A 16,180-nucleotide genomic window follows, 5' to 3' on the forward strand; every position below is an offset into this window, starting at 1 on the left:
GCCATCGTTAAGCGTAACCGTGAAGGACTCATCGCGGACTTCTCCCTCTTTCAATAACTCTGCACGGTTATCCAGGGTGTAGGTCCACTTGCCTGTGGCATCGATACTCAAACTGCCGTATTGGCCTGAATGAGCTGCCGGCACAAAAGCAAGGCCGGGGTTATCCACATCGGTTGCAGACAGATTGCCAGTTGCACTGGGCTGAGTGTTCTCAACCACACGGCCACTGCCTGCGCTAATGACCGGCAAATCATCGACTGGTGTGACATCGATAGTGATCGCCGATGTGGTCACTCCACCATTGCCGTCCGACACCGTTACCGTAAAGCTGTCCGTGCCGTTGTAATCCTTGGCTGGCGTGTAGGTCCAGGTGCCATCAGGCTTAACCGTGACAGTGCCGTGGGCAGGATCACTACCTTTGCTGTAGCTCAGCGTATCGCCGTCAACATCCGTCGCTGTAACCGAGCCAGAGACTGGTTTATCTTCTTCAGTGGTGTGTTGGTAGTTAGTTGCTACCGGCACATCGTTAGCCGGTGTAACATCGATAGTGATCGTCGATGTGGTCACCCCACCATTGCCGTCCGACACCGTTACCGTAAAACTGTCCGTGCCATTGTAATCATTGGTTGGGGTATAGGTCCAGGTGCCATCGGACTTAACAGTGACCGTACCATGAGTAGGGCCAATGCCTGTGCTGTATGTCAGTCTGTCACCATCGACATCCGTCGCCGTAACCTTGCCAGAGACCGGCTTATCTTCCTCTGTAGTGTGCTGGTAGTTAGCCGTCACCGGTGCATCGTTAGCCGGTGTGACATCAATAGTGATCGTCGATGCGGTGACACCACCATTGCCGTCCGACACCGTTACCGTAAAGCTGTCCGTGCCGTTGTAATCGTTGGTTGGGGTATAGGTCCAGGTGCCATCGGACTTTACCGTGACAGTGCCGTGGGCAGGATCACTACCTTTGCTGTAGGTCAGCGTGTCGCCATCGACTTCCGTCGCTGTAACGGAACCTGAAACCGGCTTATCTTCTTCAGTGGTGTGCTGGTAGTTAGTTGTTACCGGCACGTCGTTAGCCGGTGTGACATCGATAGTAATCGTCGATGTGGTAACGCCACCATTGCCGTCCGACACCGTTACCGTAAAGCTGTCCGTGCCGTTGTAATCCTTGGCTGGCGTGTAAATCCAGGTGCCATCGGACTTAACCGTGACAATGCCGTGGGCAGGATCGTTACCTTTGCTGTAGGTCAGCGTGTCGCCATCGACATCCGTCGCAGTAACCGAGCCCGAGACCAGCTGATCTTCTGTTGTAGTGTGCTGGCCATTGGTTGTAACTGGATTGGCATTGCTTGACATCACCGTGATGCTGACAGCTGCCGTGCTGGTGTGGCCCTGATTATCGGTAATGGTGTACCGGATCGTGTCCGAGCCAACAAATTGCGGGGTGGGCGTATAGAGCAGGGTACCATCTGCATTCACAAGGACCGTACCATTCGCCGCACTTGGCCGCCCCATAATCGCCATCGCACCGCCGGTGCTGCTGTCATTACCCATGACATTAATGGTGACGTTACCGCCTTTACTTACCGTGGCAACATCATCATTGGCTTTCAGCTCACCAGTATTTGCTGTTGCAGGAGCATCCGCTGCCAAGCTTTCAAGGGAATCGGCAGATACGGCAGCACGGTTTGGCTGTGTTAACTGTCGCTGGCTGGTGTGCTCACTCAGACGTAATAACCTAATGAACCCATGTGCATCACTATTTTCGCCCCCAGCCAACCCCGCAGAAGTAGGATCCATGTCAAGAGACAGGTCCCGCCCTTCATTCAGCGCCTGGATCACCGTGTCGACACCGGCATTCAACTCTGCCAACGCAGCTTCGCTGGCATCAACCGGGGCCTGCCCTAGCAAGCTGGCGTCAATCAGCAAGGTACGTTCAGCTGAAACCAGCAAGGTCTGATTTGAAGGCAAGCCTAGTTCCAGCTGCGCACCCGCAGCGGTAATGACTTGCTCTCCTTCCTGAACCGAATCGCCGATCTTCAGTTGACGCCGATTTCCATCCCTATCGATCGCCCAGGCGTGGCCCTCCAATTGCACCACCACACCACGTGCTTGCACAGAAACTTGATCGACGGCCATGAGCGACACCTGAAAAGGAAATAACGTGAAAGGCCGCAGATGCTAGCAAGCGCAAAGGCTCGTCGATACTGTCCTTAAGTACAGATAGCCGCTGGGCTTAACCCTCAATCAGGCACTTGGTATTTTCATATCCCCAATCGAAACAAATGGTTACTCACAACTCGGCTTAGAAAGAAAAACACATCGATCCACACGTTACCGGCGGATACTTCAACACAAGAAATTCTTATTTTCTTTAATAAAATCAAATACCTAACCCATCCGATCAGTCACAATCTACTGCGTGCTGATCATGTTGTAACCAAGCATGCTTTTGGGTAAATCTATTCCAATAGCATTCCAATAAAAGGGGGAGGAACTGCCACAAAGTCACTTCCCTAATAAGGGAAAATACCAACGCATGCGAGTCGCCACCAGGTATCTATATGCCATATCAAACTGGGAAAAATATGTCGTTCAGGTTGGTTATGCTGCGATTGCCTGGCTGGAACAGTATTCGAAGAAAGACTCGCTGAAGGTTGTGTCGCAAATGGCGAACAGCTGATAACACAGCAAGATATGCCAAAACCAATGCCCTGCCGCAGCCCGCATGCAACAAAGTAGTTGACGCCAAAAATTACGTCGATATAATGCGCGGCTCCTTTCGGGTCGTTAGCTCAGTTGGTAGAGCAGCGGACTTTTAATCCGTTGGTCGCAGGTTCGAGTCCCGCACGACCCACCAAAGGAACTTCAGCAGCAAATCTTGGGGCGTTAGCTCAGTTGGTAGAGCAGCGGACTCTTAATCCGTAGGTCCACAGTTCGAATCTGTGACGCCCCACCAAGTATTTACGCGGCTCCCAGCTTGTTTTCAGGCTCGGAGCCGCTTCTACAAAAACAGCCTACCTTCTACAATTAGTCCGCTAGGGCGCTGTCGTCCAAGTCAGAACGAGATACCGGGATAGCTTTGTCTCCCACCCTCTTGCGTAGATAAATCTCGGTGGTCGTAATGGATTTGTGGCCTAAAAGCTTCTGAGCTTTGGCGATATCGTCAACGTCAGTAGCTGACTTCGCACGCAAGTCTCGATACTGAAAGTCGACGCCCGCCGCCTGCCGTGCCTTATCAAACCAGTAACGGAATGATTCATAAGTCAGCATTCGCCCGTCGCTGTGCTGGATTAAATACTCACCAACTTGCTCAACTGATCGACTGAATATTCTGTCAATTACTGCCTTTAAATCTCCGGTAACAACAATCCGCAATTTCTCGTGAGTCTTGTTCTGCTTAACGTGCAAGAATCCATTAAAGATATCTGCGCGCTTAATCTTTCGAACGTCAGCAGGACGCTGACCGGTGAAGTAGGCCAAATCTAAGCAGTCCTGAATTATCGGCTCCGCACAGTTCCAGACCTTGTTTAGCTCATCATCGCTAACGTATTTGTCCCGCCCACTTTCCGTGTGAGCCTTAACTCCGATACAGGGATTTGGGGCGCTAGTAATTCCGTCATCCCGTGCAAAGTTAAAGATGTGGCTTAACAATGCCTTTTCACGGTTCGCTCTCACTTTGGCTTGCAGTCCGCGCTTATCAAGATACTTGCGGACATGCGTAGGCTTGATTGAATCAAGTGGCATGTTCTCGAAAACAGGTAGCAACCGCTTTAACTCGTTCTCGTTATCCCGCTGTGTTCGTATCGCCTTGTGTATCATCACTTCGGCCCGGTACTTATTTACGACATGCTTGAAAAGCGCACTTTTGACTACCGGAGTCGGTGAATTCCGGCTCTCGATTTCGGCCCACTTTCGTTTAGCAACCCAAATGTCGTCGCCTAGTGGAATCCACTGTCTCGGTTTACTCGAAGTCACATAATAGAAGCTGTTCCCCTTCATATGCATATGCGGGGGTAGATCAAAATTCGCATCCCGTCGTCTTCCCATCGTTCCTAACCCCCGAATGCAGCAAAGTTAGGTTCATGAGCGAAAGTAGAGCGTCTCTTTCTTTTGGTGGTGACGGGAGTAACTAACTTTTCTGGCTCCGATTCCGCATTGCCTGGACACGGCACCCCAAGACGCATCAAGGCATAGTCACGGGACACGCGGGGCCAATCATTAAGGTCCAGTACATACACCCAGCTATTCTTTTTCAGCCACAGGGCTTGGAAAACACGCTTGTTTGTACCGGTTAATTCTTTGAGTTCGGTTTTACTTAGTAGCATTTCTATGTTTCTTTTTTTTGATGAGCAGGCGAAGCAAGTCGGAAGATGGCTTAGGCTGTCCTACCCAACAGCGCTTGCTTGCTGAAATCTCGATAAGCCTTGCTGTGGAAACTGTGGCTATCCAATGCGTCTTGCGGCCAAGTGCCCAAGTCAGGGCCATGTGTTCTAGAGAGCCGGTTTAGCGCTGCCAGATGCAGCGACACGAAGGTTCGCGCTAGGCTTGCATGTCCGATCATTTTCCGAAGCTCGTCCAATGAGTCAGCATCACGAATTGCGGTCAGCAACTCGTCTGCGGTGAAGTTTTGTTGGTTCATGGTTTGTACCTTGTCGAATATTCAGAGGAAGCAATGCCAACAGGGCTAGCGGCCCATGCCTTGCCGCTGGCGGATTTCGTGATGGGTCTGGCAGTGAACGCAGCGGGTTGCCGAAGGGCAGAGGGCGCGGCGCGCGGTGGGGATGTCGTCATCACAATCCACACATTCGGGCGTTCCTTGCTGGCGCAGGGCTGCGCGTTGGCTTGCAATGAGCCCTTCCAGGCGGCTTTGGGTTAGGTCGTTGGCGATGTCGATGGCGTCAGACATGGTTAAGTCCTTTCGATAAGAAAAATCACGGTTTGCAGTAAAAAGAAGGCGAGCACGTGCAGCAGGGCACACACTCCGGTAAGGAATGGGCGTGGTTTATCCATACAAGCGGGCGTAGTTGTGTGAATCGGGCGGGGAATAGACCGGTTTAGGCGGGAGTTCCCACGGTGGCGGGCCTGGATCGTCGGAATACCCGGCCCGTAGGCCGCTATCGGCTACCGGCAACACAATGTGGTCGACTGGTTCCGTACAGTTATTGGCACAAGGCCTAGATGGCCGGGCTACGCCCGACCTTGTGGCACGCGCTTCGGCGCGCCACTCGATACGCCAAACCTTGGTGCGTGTAACAACCTGCTCTGCTTGCGCTTGCCTAACATCCTGCACACCCTTCACAACGGCGCAGGCTGGCTCGCCATAGCGGTTGAGCTGGTCAGGTCGATCCGCCTTGACCAGCTCAACCGGCATGGCTTTACGGGCGACAATCGGCCCACCCATTAACTGACAGAACGAGCGCCAGTCACCTTTGTCCGCAGCCAACACGGCGTAATCCAAGTACACGCTGTCTTGTTCTGCGCCTTTCAGCTTGCGCAGCTCGCGCCACAAGCCCACAGGTGGTCCGCCATAAAGCTGGAACTGACGAATGCGCCAAAGCGACGCCCAGGCGCGCACCTTTTGCGCACCAGTAACCGTATCGGTACCGGCCTCGAAGTCATCACCAAGGGCCTTGTGTTCGCCACTCGCGGCCAACTCTTCGGTCTTGCCGTCTAAGTTCTTAGTGAGGTACTTCGTTATGTAGGCGACGGCACCACCCACGCGGCGGCCATCTTCCAGCACCCTTGCGGGCGTCATGGTCATGCAATCAAAGCGCACGGTCGCACCGGATTTCTTGCGCCAGACAGGACGCGGCTTACCTTCAACCTTGACCTTCTCCCAAACGGCCTCGGTCAGCTCTGCCGCGTCATCACGGCAGGCGTAGTAATTGAAGAGCGCAACGAATTGGCCCAATGCATGCGGTTCACCGAACAAAATCATGTGCCAGTGCGGGCAAGCATCTGCGTGCGGCTCGGTTACTCGGATACCGTACACAGCCAGTCCTCTACGCGCGCCAGCCGCACGGGTCTGCGCCCACACTCGGCACAGGTGATTGTTGGCGTGCTTCGGCGTTGGCCTGCCTGCTGCCTCCCAGGCGGGATTGATTACCTGCTTGTAGGCACGCTTGCCTTTCTCACGCTTGATACTGAGGGTCTTGCTAGGGTGATAACAGCTGGGGCAAGTCAGCGTGACGAATACTGCGCAATGCCCGATGTCTTCAGCGATCAGCTCGAAACCTTTAACGCGTGTGATTAGCTCGGCAAAGCGCAAGCGGGGATTCGATACGCTGGCTTGCTGAAGATCGAACAGGCTCACCTCGTCGCCAGCGTCACTAAACGCGAGGGTGGCCTGCAAAGCGGCTTGCTGGTCTTCCCATTTGCTTTGCATGGTCCGCAAGGCTTGGTCGGAAATGATCGTTTCGTGACCACGTCGCACCCGGCCTTCCGCAATGCGACTGTGCTCAAGCGCCTGTGTATGCCGACGGATCAGGTTCCGACGCCACACCCGGTCATCTTCCAAACGTCGGCCAACCCCCTCAACCGTGACACTGCCCGGCTTCACCATTTCCGGCTCAACCGGCTCAGGGAGACGAAGGCCAAAGCGCTCAACCAAGAAGTCACGGACGCTCTCGATGTCGAGCCAGTCCATTAGCTTGCTGGCAATACTCGCGCCCTCTTCACCGGCCCGAGCAACGTCGATCAACGCCGCATCTTCATCGCCAATCAGTGCATCAACTTTGTGTTGCAACTGGAGCGCGTCGACAAAGCCGGCTGGCTGGTCCTGCCAATAGCGGAAGCGTGCCAATAAAGCCTTGTCGTCTGCGCCTTTCAGATCGTCCCACTCTTGCGGCGGGATGTGGCGGCGGACGAATTCGGCAACCGTGCTCGGTTCGCCGTCATAGCCCTTGGATGCGGCTAAGTGCTCGGGGCAGTTCTCGGCCAGCCACTCGGCATCAGTTTGTCCCGGCCCTGCCGATGGCGGACACAGCGAATATTCATCAAGGAACGATAAATCGCTCACTTGCGCGGCTCCCTGCCTTCAAACACCGGCAACGACGAAGAAAGGCGAGCCACTGCGTACTGGTGGCGATTACTGGCGCGCGCCAGCTCGCTCAGGACATAGCCCAGGTTGCCGCGTGCAGCACGGACAAAGGGCTGTAGATGTATCTCAAGACCTGCGCAGGGGAACTTGTGTAGCTTGGTTTCGAATTCAGCCAACAACCCGTCGATATGGGTAAGCAGCTCCGGCCCAACTTCGGCCAGCTCGGCAAACTTTCCTGGCAGGATGGGATAGCCATCAGCCACCGTAAACGCGTCAGACCGAACAGGCTCCGGGCGATGGCTGAACGAAGGTGCAATTTGCCGAGCACGCGCTACGTTCTGCTGCGCAGCTTGGCTAGCGTCGATCTGGCGCAGAATCGCCCCACAGTGTGAGGCGCTGGTTAGCGCGCGATGCTCTCTAGCGTGAGCGTTCATCGCAGCACACCTTTTCGCCAGCCTTACTTGCCGCCCTTACATTCACGACATGAGCCAAGGCAGCAACGCCACGCCAGTACGCCGGGGAAAACTCTCCACAGCGAAGGTAATCACTCAGCATGTCCGCAAGCGCATCGACCAATAGCTCTTGGTTTCTTAGCGCTTGCTCAGCGATGCAAGATGGAACAGGGCACGACATAACAAACTCCTACGTTTTTTCAGGCAAGCCGATCCCCTTGGCGCTGACAAGCGCTTCAAAAATCAGCGGTTTGGTTTGGTGTTACAGGTCAGTCGACCGTCAAGGGCAACTCAAGCTGGTTTAAATCTGGTTTCCCAAAAATCCGGCGCAACGTCCCGGCATTTCTGCCTCGTAATTTCAGTGCCAATGGGGGTAGTTCGTCGCCGCTTCCTTGCGGGATACCGGGAAATAACACGCTAACTTCCTCGTCCAGGCGGACCGAGATACGCATACACCGCTTACATTGCATCCAGCTTCTTTTGGTCTGCTCGGTAACCATTTGTGATGAGTAGGTGTTAGCGATATCACCGCAGGGACAGGGCACAGCCATTAACAAGACTCCAGGCAAATCAAAGGGAGGGTTTTCGTGCAAAGCAACAGCACTAACCCTCAACCAGCTGAAGCAGTCCAGCAGCAACCGATAGCAGCTCGCGCAATTCTTTTGCGATGCGCTTGCACTCAGCTGGGCTGATTTTTTCGCCCCACTCCGACGACGGTGATTGCGCCTCAGCCAGCTCTTGGCCCACGTTGCCGCACCGCTTCGTCAATCGGCAGAATTCCCTGGTTAGGTCATGAAAACTTACATTTGCGGCCGGCAGTGCGACCGTTACACGATTGACGAGAGCGGCCAGCGCATCAGCGATTGCTGGACTTTGCGTGGCGTCAACGATAAATGCAGCCTCATCCAGGCGCAGGTGATTACTTTCATTAGCAGGGTTAAGCTTTTGAGCAAGAATGATAGGGTTCTTTCCCATCACTGACGCCAAACCCTGAATGCCACCATGGAAGCTTTTTGCATCCATTTGGGCGATTGCAACAAGATGTGAGTAACGATTCATTTATTAGCTTTGCTTATTACGATGTGAAGGTGTGTAACCATGCTTACACTACAGGGCATGCCAAAACATCAGTACAACTCGGTAGCAGAACCTAACTCTCGCTTCGTTTTGTTCTCATGAGATTCATGCGCCCACCACGCCAACAGTACGTCTCTACGAACTCTTGCTATACGTCCGACCGCACTATCAGGCAATGTTTCTGCCCACTGGGCTATCGCAGGTTGGCTGATCCCTATCGCCTCTGCGGCTTTTCTTGCGCCACCCATAAAAGTCAATACGAATGATTTCTTCATAGCGTAACTATAAGCACACTTTTAGACCCGGTCAATAGAGTTTGAAAGTGTACTTAATAGCTGTGCTGTTAAGCTTACTTATATGTCCCTACTACTCTCTGAACGAATTGGGCGGGCTCTCGCTGATGCAGGGCTCGATCAATCGGAACTCGCACGAAAAATCGGCGTGACGTCCGTAGCCGTAAACGGCTGGTGCACTGGTGCATCCAAGTCAATCAAAGGCGAAAACCTCCTAAAAGCTGCGGATGCACTCGGCGTAAATCCCCTTTGGCTCTCATCTGGCAAAGGCCCCATGCGGCGCTCATCAGACTCAATACAGGCAACACTTCCAATTGAACGGCCATACGAAGCACAAACAGGAACCCTTGCAGAGAGGCTAGCCCGCGCAGCTGCTACGGCAGGCATAACGCAAGCCGATATCGCAAGCGCCCTTAAAATCCCACTGGCTGAAGTCAACAACTGGTTTGACGGGCAGGCACAAGACTTAAGCGTGACACACGCTTTGGGGGCAGCAACGCTTCTAAACGTTCATCTGCATTGGCTCGTAACTGGCGAAGGGCCTGAACGCATGCTTGTAACCAACGACATCGCTACTGAACCCCGACCCATCAAGACCTATGATGACAACGACCCACTGGACAAAGATGAAGTCGCGGTAAAGCGGCTTTCACTGAAAGTCTCCGCAGGTACTGGACGACTGCAGTGGGAGATCGACGAGGGCACATCGGATCGTTACAGGCTCGACTGGATTAAGCGGTTTGGCTTTGACCCGAAGAAGCTCACAACACTTCGAGTCGATGGCGACAGCATGATGCCGCGATTAGTGGATGGTGGTTCTGTCGTCATAGACACCAGCGACATACGCCCACGTACTGGAAAAATCTACGCCGTAGACTATCAGGGCGAGTTCTTCATTAAACGCCTTTTTCTTGAGCCGGATGGTTCAATCCGCCTCAGTTCAGACAATCCCGACAAGACGAGTTATCCAGATTGGATCGTCAAACCTGAACATGGCGATGTCTTGCGGATAATGGGTAGAGCGGTGCAGACACAGTTCTACTTGTAGCCCATTACATTTTCTTTCAATTTATTTATGCAATTAACATATTAGTTAATGAAGTATGCTGTTCGACGCATGCCTCAATGTGAACCAATCTCAGTTCAAAGATGTATTTTGTAAAACCAAGGGATAACCCTTATTAATATTATGCGTCACAACGTATTAAATAATATGCAAGGGAATTCCATACAATCCCTTACATCCTTACTCGTTAAAAGGTCGATAAATCTGCATTAGGAAGTGAAACATTACGTGGACCGGCTAATACCAACAGCTTTAAATTATTGCCGGGTTTTGGAATGGAAAATCGATAGCACTGGCAATCCCAATCGTTATCGCCGTGGTTGGTGTGATAAACACGGATTTGTACCAAAGAATTTAGTTACTGTAGTTGTGGAAGGCGACGCAATGTCGCCATCAATTGAACACGGTATGTCTGTTGTCATTAATACTTCTGACAATGCGCCTAGTTCAGGCAAAGTATATGCAGTAGTTTATCAGGGCGCATTTCTGATTAGGCGTCTTTATATTGAAATCGATGGCACAATTCATTTGAAATCCGATAACCCGGATAAGAAAAGCCATCCAAGACTTAGCATTGCTTTTAGATACCGTGAAGTACTGCAAATTCTTGGACGAGTTGTCCAGGCTCAAGACAACTTGTGATCCCTTGCCAAAGAACGTCCCATATCCTTGGGACACTACACCCCCTTCCCGCATGTAGAGTCGGATCATGAGCTACATCGATAGGATTCCGGAGAACCCTTTTCTAAGGGTTAATGCGATCTAGTAATTGATACGCAAAAGCCCCGCAACTTATGCGGGGCTTTTCAGCTTGAAGCAACCTATTAAACAGTTGCCAATCGCTCAACAGTATCCGGGTAATGCTCTACCAAGCGAATTAAAAGCACCGCCTGCGCGTTTGGTTTGGTGCGGCCCTGCTCCCAGCTTTCCAAGGTCCGAGGCTCGGTACGCAGATAGCGAGCAAATACAGAACGCGATAGGTGCAATTTTTTCCGTAGGGCTACCAACTCTTCAGCACTGAGCTCCGGGGCCGGCTTAATCGGCACAGCGTGAGTGCGCAAGGTAACCTTGCCTGCACGTTCCTGCGCAAGCGCTTCAAACCCTTCGCTGATTTCTTCAAAAATATTACGACTCATGTCGCGCCTCCTTCTCACGTAGTAGCATGGTTGCCAGTGCTTTGCGCTGGGCTTGGGTTAAATCTGCTGCTTCGTCTTTGTCATACACCGTAAACAGCCAGAACTGCCCACCCTCAAGCCACCAGTAATAAATGACACGCAAGCCGCCACGCTTTCCCTTGCCGCGTCGCGCATCCGCCTGCCTCAGCTTACGCAAACCGCCTGTACCCTCGATCACATCCCCCGCAGTAGGGTTTCGCATTAACTCTGACTGCAAGGCTCTAAAACCTTCGTCATCAAAGTAGTCGCTGCGATAGCGGGCAAAGGCTGGTAACTCAACGAACAACGCTTTCATGTCACCAACTATACGCTAATCGCGTATGGTTGGTAAATGAATAGTTACACCACCTCATCCGCCTTCACTTCCAACTCCAGATCAGTCGTAAACCCGCTGCTATCGAGCTTGTGCGTTGCTTTGCTGACGAGCCAAGGCAAGCCATCAATCGCCGGCTTCCACCCGCTCACGGTAGCGGGTAGCTCGGGGTAAAGCTCGGGTCGTGCCTTAGCCAAGGTCAGGCTGAATGTCGCCACACCGCGTTGCAGGCGTTCCCACTCCGCTTTGGCGGCCCGTTCGGCATTTGCTTTGCTCGCGTAGGTATGGCGCATCGTCTTGGTGTTGTCGGCGCTGGGGCGGGTCTTCTTATTACCTTTGGCTGGTCCATTCTTGTCGACCAGCACTTCGCCTTTCTTTGCCCCTTTGGTGTCTTGGTAATAGGCGCGTACCGCTGTGTAGGTTTCCCGGTCTGCTATCGCAAAGCGGTGGCTGTCGCCGCTCTGCCGGGTAATATGGATAGCTGACAACGGCTGCCCGCTGGCCGTCATTCCTGCGCCGGCCTGGATGAACAGCAAGCGCCCCGCCTTTACCGTGGCAATGGCACCGTGCAGGGTTGCCAAGCGGCTAAGCAGGTTGATATCGGACTCCGATGTTTGGTCGATATGAGCCACGACTTGGCTGTCAAGCTTCGGGGCGATCGCCGGCTTCAAATCAGCCTCCCGCGCGATCTTGCGCACGATGCTGCCCAAGGGCTGCCGGTGCCAGCTGCGTTCCTTCTTCGTACTGAGTCCAGCGCGCAGATCAGCCGAGCGAGCACGTAAGGTCAGCTTGTCTGGCGCGCCGCTGTGTTCGACCTCATCCACGACATACAGTCCTTTATCGACAAGGGGGCTACCTTGCCAGCCGAGCGACAGGGCAAGGGCTGCCCCGCGTGGTGGGATATCGAGCTTACCGTCATGGTCCAGCAGCACAATATCCAGCTGGTCCGCTTCGAAGCCGCGATTGTCAGTCAGCGTCAGCGATTCCAGGCGCGTGGCAAAGTTAACCGTAATGTTCTTGCCATCCATGGTCAGCAGGAAGGCAGGTGAATGATTGGCTGTGGTCATAGCCCGATACTCCCTAGGCTGCCCAAAGCATCCACTAAGTCATCATCAACCCGCTTCAGATTGAGCGTGAATTCCAGCTCTCGCGCTGCGCCATCTTGGAAGAACAGCGAACGGGTTACTTCCTTACTCTCAATCACGAACAAGCCGAATAGATAGCCATCCTCACGCACCAAGGGCCACGCTGTACCCTGGTCGGCCATCTCATCCAGCTGCAACAATGTCAGCTCACCCCCGGTTAATTCTGGGTACAGCACACCCGTTAGGCTGACGGTCTCATCGTCCGGGCCTAGAAACTGGCTTTCGGGTCGTGCGCCTACCCGGCTGCCTGTCGGGTGTCGCCATGCCTTCTTGTGCCCCATCTGCTGGAAGGGAGCGGTTTTCAGTTCAAACACAAACAAGCCTAGCGCCATCATGATTCGTCCCCTTTACTCGGCATCACTTAAGCGACTGCGCTTGGCGGCACTGACGCTGCGTTGATGTTTGGCAATTTCCTGCGCCACCAGTTGAGCCAATTTGCGCTCATCCATACCCGGTGCAGCATTGACCGTGATGTTGATGGAAACGGGCGCGGCCTGAACTGGCGCGGTACTGCGCGCCAACGGTGGACGGCTATCGATACGGACAGGAGCGGCAGGGGCAAGCACGGAGGCACCCAGAGCAACCGATGCGGCTAGCGGGGTGGTGAGTTGCTTGGACAGGGCCAGCATGCTGGCGAGCGGGCCTTGCTGGTGCTTATCGATCCCGGCTTCCAGGCCCTGCATGGTGTATTGGCCGATTTGGGCAAAGACGCGGCTAGGCGAATGAATATCGAGCTTGGTCCGCAGCCAGCCGGGCAAGGCATCGCCCAGGCTGGCAAACGTGCTCTTCAAAGCCCCCCATCGAGCGCTAATCCCATTGATAAGCCCATCGATGATTTGCCCACCCAGGGTCATAAACTGGCTGGGCAGACTGATCATAAAGCCTTTGATCTCGTCCCAGTATCGAATCACCCAGTAGAGCGGCGAAAAGAGCCGTAACACGCTGAACATGCCCTGCACCACACTAAGGGTTTTGCTCACGACCCAATCAAAGGCGGCCACTGCACCAGACTTGAAACCCGCCCACAGGCTGGCGAACATTGGTCCCAGCTTTTCCCAATGCGTGGCGATATAAATCGCCGCACCCGCAAGGGCGGTAGCAAGTGCAATCCAAGGATTTGCCAGCAGAAAGGCAAAGACCACCCGGGCGATTGATCCCACTTTCAGCAGCGCACCGCCGAACCATTTCAACGCACCGCCCAGCATGCCTAAGACGCGGAGCCCGCCGCTCATTTGTACGCCGAGCATGCCTACGCTCAGTCTGGCGATTGCCAGTGGCCCCAGCACAGCCGCGACAGCCAATCCCAAGGCACCTACTGCGGTGAGCAAGACAGCCGCCACCGCAGCCGTTTTCATGATGGTGTTGCTTAGTTCAGGATTGTCTTTAGCCCAGTTCTTGAGCCGCTCGGACACGTCACCAATCCATTCGGTGAGCGCTTTTAATTCGGGCGCAATGGCTTCGCCAAAGGCTACCAGCGCGTTGGTGAACGTACCGCTCGCCGCATCCCAAAGGTTTTTCAAGGTGCCCAGCTGTTCATTGACGCGCTCTTGCAGACTGGCCTGCTCCGCCATCTTGGCTAGCATCTCCGCATAGCCTTCCGCGCCGCCGTCGATCATGACTTTCAGCGCCTGCTGAGTTTCGGCATCGTCGCCCCAAACCTCCTTAATAAGCGCAAGGCGCTTTTCGTCGGTAAGCTGCTTTAGCTTGTCCAGCTGCTTGAACATCTGTTCCAGGCTGCCAAATCCCCCTTTGCCGTTGGTGAAATCCAGCTTAATGCCCGAACCTTGTAGCAGCTCATTGCCTTTGCCGACGCTCTTGGCATCCATGCTGCGCTGGAATACCTTACGGAAGGCGTTACCCGCCGACTCACCTACCAATCCCGTCTGGTCTGCCATTGCCAGTAGCGGAGCCATGGCCTTCGCACCCGACAAACCTTTTTGCTTGATCAGGTCCAATGCTGGCCCCAATTTCGAAAAGGCCGACACCATGTTGCTCGTATCCACGCCGACATAAAAGGTGCGCTGGATGGTATCCATCACGCCCATCATGTCCTGCTCCAGCGCCCCCGTCGCATCCTGCAACTTGGCCGCGTACTCGGCAGCTTGAGCGTAGGGTAGCTTCAACTGCACGCCCAGGTAGGCCGTTGCCTCGCCCACGCCGCCCAGAATCGCCTTGGCGCTGATGCCTTGCCGGGTAAGCATGGTCATCATTTCCTGAAAATCCGCCGTCGTTCCTGGCAGGCGATCACCCAGTTTTTCTGCAAGCGCCACAATGTCGGCGTATTCCTGCTTGACCTTGCCGCCTTGCCCCATCATCGCCACGCGCAAGCCGGTACTTGCATCCTCGGCACTGGCATAGGCACTGACTGGCGTCATGAGCGCTCGCCCTGCCACTACACCGGCTCCCAACATAGCTGCACTGTTGCCAGCGATGTTATTGCGCATTGCCTGGGCTTTGTCATACTGGGCCCGCGCAGCCGCTGCTTGGCGCATGCGCTCGTTTACGGCTTTGAGTTTGGCCTCCTGCGCTGCTAGCGCCGCATTGGCTTGGCTAATCTTTTGCGCCAAGCTGCTCTGGTGCTCGCCCAACTGGCGCGCGTTAATGCCCGCTTCTTTAAGTCGTACTGCCGCATCCCGAAGCGGCGCAGACAAGGCGCGATGCTCTGCTGCCAAGTGCCGAACCTGCTTGCCGGCCAGCTTGGCTTTTTCGCTGAAATTGCGGCTGGCATTTTGTGCCGCTCTAAACTCGCTTTCGAGCTTTTCCAGCGCCTCTTTGGATTTGTACATCTGGTAGCCAAAGCCCGCGTGCTTGTCATTTCCCGCCGCCATCTGCACAACGTACATCATGTGGGCGCGTCGGGCGGTCTCGACCTTGCCGACCAGGGCGGCTTGGGCTTCCCGCGCCTGCTTGGTCTTTTCCTGGTACTCGGCCAGCTTGCCTTTGGCTTTTTGCAGCGCTTCGGTCGAATCACGCGCCCGCTGCGTCAGTTTGTTAAAGGTATCGACCGCGCTTTGCTGCGCATTCAAGCCCTTCAATTGCTGGCGCATGGCATTGACTTTATTGGCGGCGTCCCGGCTGGTCGCACCAATGCCTTTCAGTGGCGCAGTCAGCTTATCGACTGCCGCGAACAGGACTTGGAGTTTTAGTTTCTGGTCACTCATGGGTTTCACAGGGCAAAAAGGGTTTCCCCATCGTGCCCCGTGTGCGCAGATGCGTCAGGCGCTGGCGCTTGTGTGGGCGGCAGGCACAAACCAACTTGGATGGCGTAGCTAAGGGATAGGCCCATTGGAGGACACCCCTATCCGTGCCTACACTCCACCCCCCGCCAAAAGCGCTCTTGGCGCAACCAATAAGGACAACGAGACAATGCAAGAACTAGAGACTGTTGAACTAAATCAAGTTACGGGGGGCGATAAAATTATCGGCAGATTTTGTAAAAAGCATAGCTGTAGTCAGGCTATCCTCACGCAAAACGGTGAACTGCGGCTTAAGAGCGTGTTTTAAAAGTCACGAACAGCCCCATGTGTTCGATTTTGACATGGCTAAAAAAGTAGTCGCAGGAGAGAGCAGCAGTACCCGACCGATTTAAGCGACAAGAAGTGGAAACGGATTGAACC

General features: G+C 54.2%; 19 protein-coding genes and 2 tRNA genes. 5 read left to right on the forward strand and 16 right to left on the reverse strand.

The genetic code is table 11. The features are described from left to right. A partial coding sequence (locus ACUHMQ_RS18075; RefSeq protein ID WP_445296856.1) for a retention module-containing protein occupies positions 1 to 2,139 on the reverse strand: 2,139 nt, incomplete at its 3' end. A 400-nt stretch (positions 2,140 to 2,539) separates the two neighbouring features. On the opposite strand from ACUHMQ_RS18075, the gene ACUHMQ_RS18080 reads away from it, so the two are divergent. The 3 genes from ACUHMQ_RS18080 to ACUHMQ_RS18090 all read left to right on the forward strand — a co-directional run bounded on the left by ACUHMQ_RS18080 (position 2,540) and on the right by ACUHMQ_RS18090 (position 2,959). Then, on the forward strand, positions 2,540 to 2,683 hold the full coding sequence (locus ACUHMQ_RS18080; protein ID WP_445296857.1) for a hypothetical protein: 144 nt from the start codon (positions 2,540 to 2,542) through the stop codon (positions 2,681 to 2,683). A gap of 101 nt (positions 2,684 to 2,784) precedes the next feature. Then, positions 2,785 to 2,860, forward strand: a tRNA-Lys gene (locus ACUHMQ_RS18085). Positions 2,861 to 2,883: 23 nt separating this feature from the next. Beyond that, positions 2,884 to 2,959: transfer RNA gene (locus tag ACUHMQ_RS18090), tRNA-Lys, on the forward strand. 71 nt (positions 2,960 to 3,030) lie between these two features. Here the strand turns inward: ACUHMQ_RS18090 and ACUHMQ_RS18095 are convergent. From ACUHMQ_RS18095 to ACUHMQ_RS18140, 10 genes are all read right to left on the reverse strand, one after another. Next, the gene (locus tag ACUHMQ_RS18095) at positions 3,031 to 4,002 is read right to left on the reverse strand and encodes a tyrosine-type recombinase/integrase (RefSeq protein ID WP_445296858.1); all 972 of its coding nucleotides are present in this window, start codon (positions 4,000 to 4,002) and stop codon (positions 3,031 to 3,033) included. Positions 4,003 to 4,055: 53 nt separating this feature from the next. Next, positions 4,056 to 4,328, reverse strand: coding sequence for a DUF4224 domain-containing protein (locus ACUHMQ_RS18100; protein WP_445296859.1), 273 nt, complete (start codon positions 4,326 to 4,328; stop codon positions 4,056 to 4,058). A 50-nt stretch (positions 4,329 to 4,378) separates the two neighbouring features. Then, the gene (locus tag ACUHMQ_RS18105) at positions 4,379 to 4,642 is read right to left on the reverse strand and encodes a hypothetical protein (RefSeq protein WP_445296860.1); all 264 of its coding nucleotides are present in this window, start codon (positions 4,640 to 4,642) and stop codon (positions 4,379 to 4,381) included. Between the two features lie 45 nt (positions 4,643 to 4,687). Next, complete coding sequence (locus ACUHMQ_RS18110) at positions 4,688 to 4,909, reverse strand: TraR/DksA C4-type zinc finger protein (protein ID WP_445296861.1); 222 nt, start codon at positions 4,907 to 4,909, stop codon at positions 4,688 to 4,690. Between the two features lie 96 nt (positions 4,910 to 5,005). Beyond that, entirely contained in the window at positions 5,006 to 7,021 is a 2,016-nt protein-coding gene (locus ACUHMQ_RS18115) for a replication endonuclease (protein ID WP_445296862.1), read from the reverse strand. Continuing rightward, complete coding sequence (locus ACUHMQ_RS18120; protein WP_445296863.1) at positions 7,018 to 7,476, reverse strand: hypothetical protein; 459 nt, start codon at positions 7,474 to 7,476, stop codon at positions 7,018 to 7,020. Before ACUHMQ_RS18120 ends, ACUHMQ_RS18115 begins: the two co-directional genes overlap by 4 nt. Further along, on the reverse strand, positions 7,460 to 7,675 hold the full coding sequence (locus ACUHMQ_RS18125) for a hypothetical protein (protein WP_445296864.1): 216 nt from the start codon (positions 7,673 to 7,675) through the stop codon (positions 7,460 to 7,462). The genes ACUHMQ_RS18120 and ACUHMQ_RS18125 overlap by 17 nt, the downstream gene beginning before the upstream one ends. Before the next feature lie 88 nt (positions 7,676 to 7,763). After that, complete coding sequence (locus ACUHMQ_RS18130) at positions 7,764 to 7,946, reverse strand: hypothetical protein (protein WP_445296865.1); 183 nt, start codon at positions 7,944 to 7,946, stop codon at positions 7,764 to 7,766. 151 nt (positions 7,947 to 8,097) lie between these two features. Next, a complete protein-coding gene (locus ACUHMQ_RS18135; protein WP_445296866.1) occupies positions 8,098 to 8,553 on the reverse strand; it encodes a phage regulatory CII family protein in 456 nt (151 codons plus the stop codon). A 68-nt stretch (positions 8,554 to 8,621) separates the two neighbouring features. Beyond that, positions 8,622 to 8,846 carry a Cro/CI family transcriptional regulator gene (locus tag ACUHMQ_RS18140; protein WP_445296867.1) on the reverse strand — a complete coding sequence of 75 codons (225 nt, stop codon included), beginning with the start codon at positions 8,844 to 8,846 and terminating at the stop codon, positions 8,622 to 8,624. An 82-nt stretch (positions 8,847 to 8,928) separates the two neighbouring features. On the opposite strand from ACUHMQ_RS18140, the gene ACUHMQ_RS21620 reads away from it, so the two are divergent. Together ACUHMQ_RS21620 and ACUHMQ_RS18155 are read left to right on the forward strand one after the other, a co-directional pair. Further along, entirely contained in the window at positions 8,929 to 9,912 is a 984-nt protein-coding gene (locus ACUHMQ_RS21620) for a LexA family transcriptional regulator (RefSeq protein ID WP_510182281.1), read from the forward strand. Between the two features lie 234 nt (positions 9,913 to 10,146). Then, entirely contained in the window at positions 10,147 to 10,572 is a 426-nt protein-coding gene (locus ACUHMQ_RS18155) for a S24 family peptidase (RefSeq protein ID WP_445296868.1), read from the forward strand. Positions 10,573 to 10,754: 182 nt separating this feature from the next. Here ACUHMQ_RS18155 and ACUHMQ_RS18160 read toward each other — a convergent pair whose 3' ends face one another. From ACUHMQ_RS18160 to ACUHMQ_RS18180, 5 genes are read right to left on the reverse strand one after another with little or no spacing between them, the layout of a single operon-like run. Beyond that, a complete protein-coding gene (locus ACUHMQ_RS18160) occupies positions 10,755 to 11,066 on the reverse strand; it encodes a helix-turn-helix domain-containing protein (RefSeq protein ID WP_445296869.1) in 312 nt (103 codons plus the stop codon). After that, positions 11,056 to 11,400 (reverse strand): toxin, encoded by a 345-nt coding sequence (locus ACUHMQ_RS18165; protein WP_445296870.1) that lies wholly within the window; start codon positions 11,398 to 11,400, stop codon positions 11,056 to 11,058. Before ACUHMQ_RS18165 ends, ACUHMQ_RS18160 begins: the two co-directional genes overlap by 11 nt. A gap of 44 nt (positions 11,401 to 11,444) precedes the next feature. Beyond that, positions 11,445 to 12,485 carry a phage late control D family tail protein gene (locus ACUHMQ_RS18170; RefSeq protein ID WP_445296871.1) on the reverse strand — a complete coding sequence of 347 codons (1,041 nt, stop codon included), beginning with the start codon at positions 12,483 to 12,485 and terminating at the stop codon, positions 11,445 to 11,447. Then, the gene (locus ACUHMQ_RS18175) at positions 12,482 to 12,898 is read right to left on the reverse strand and encodes a phage tail protein (RefSeq protein WP_445296872.1); all 417 of its coding nucleotides are present in this window, start codon (positions 12,896 to 12,898) and stop codon (positions 12,482 to 12,484) included. The genes ACUHMQ_RS18170 and ACUHMQ_RS18175 overlap by 4 nt, the downstream gene beginning before the upstream one ends. A gap of 12 nt (positions 12,899 to 12,910) precedes the next feature. After that, complete coding sequence (locus ACUHMQ_RS18180) at positions 12,911 to 15,724, reverse strand: phage tail tape measure protein (RefSeq protein ID WP_445296873.1); 2,814 nt, start codon at positions 15,722 to 15,724, stop codon at positions 12,911 to 12,913. Positions 15,725 to 16,180 lie beyond the last annotated feature (456 nt).

The sequence above is a fragment of the Chitinimonas violaceus genome, assembly GCF_052601015.1.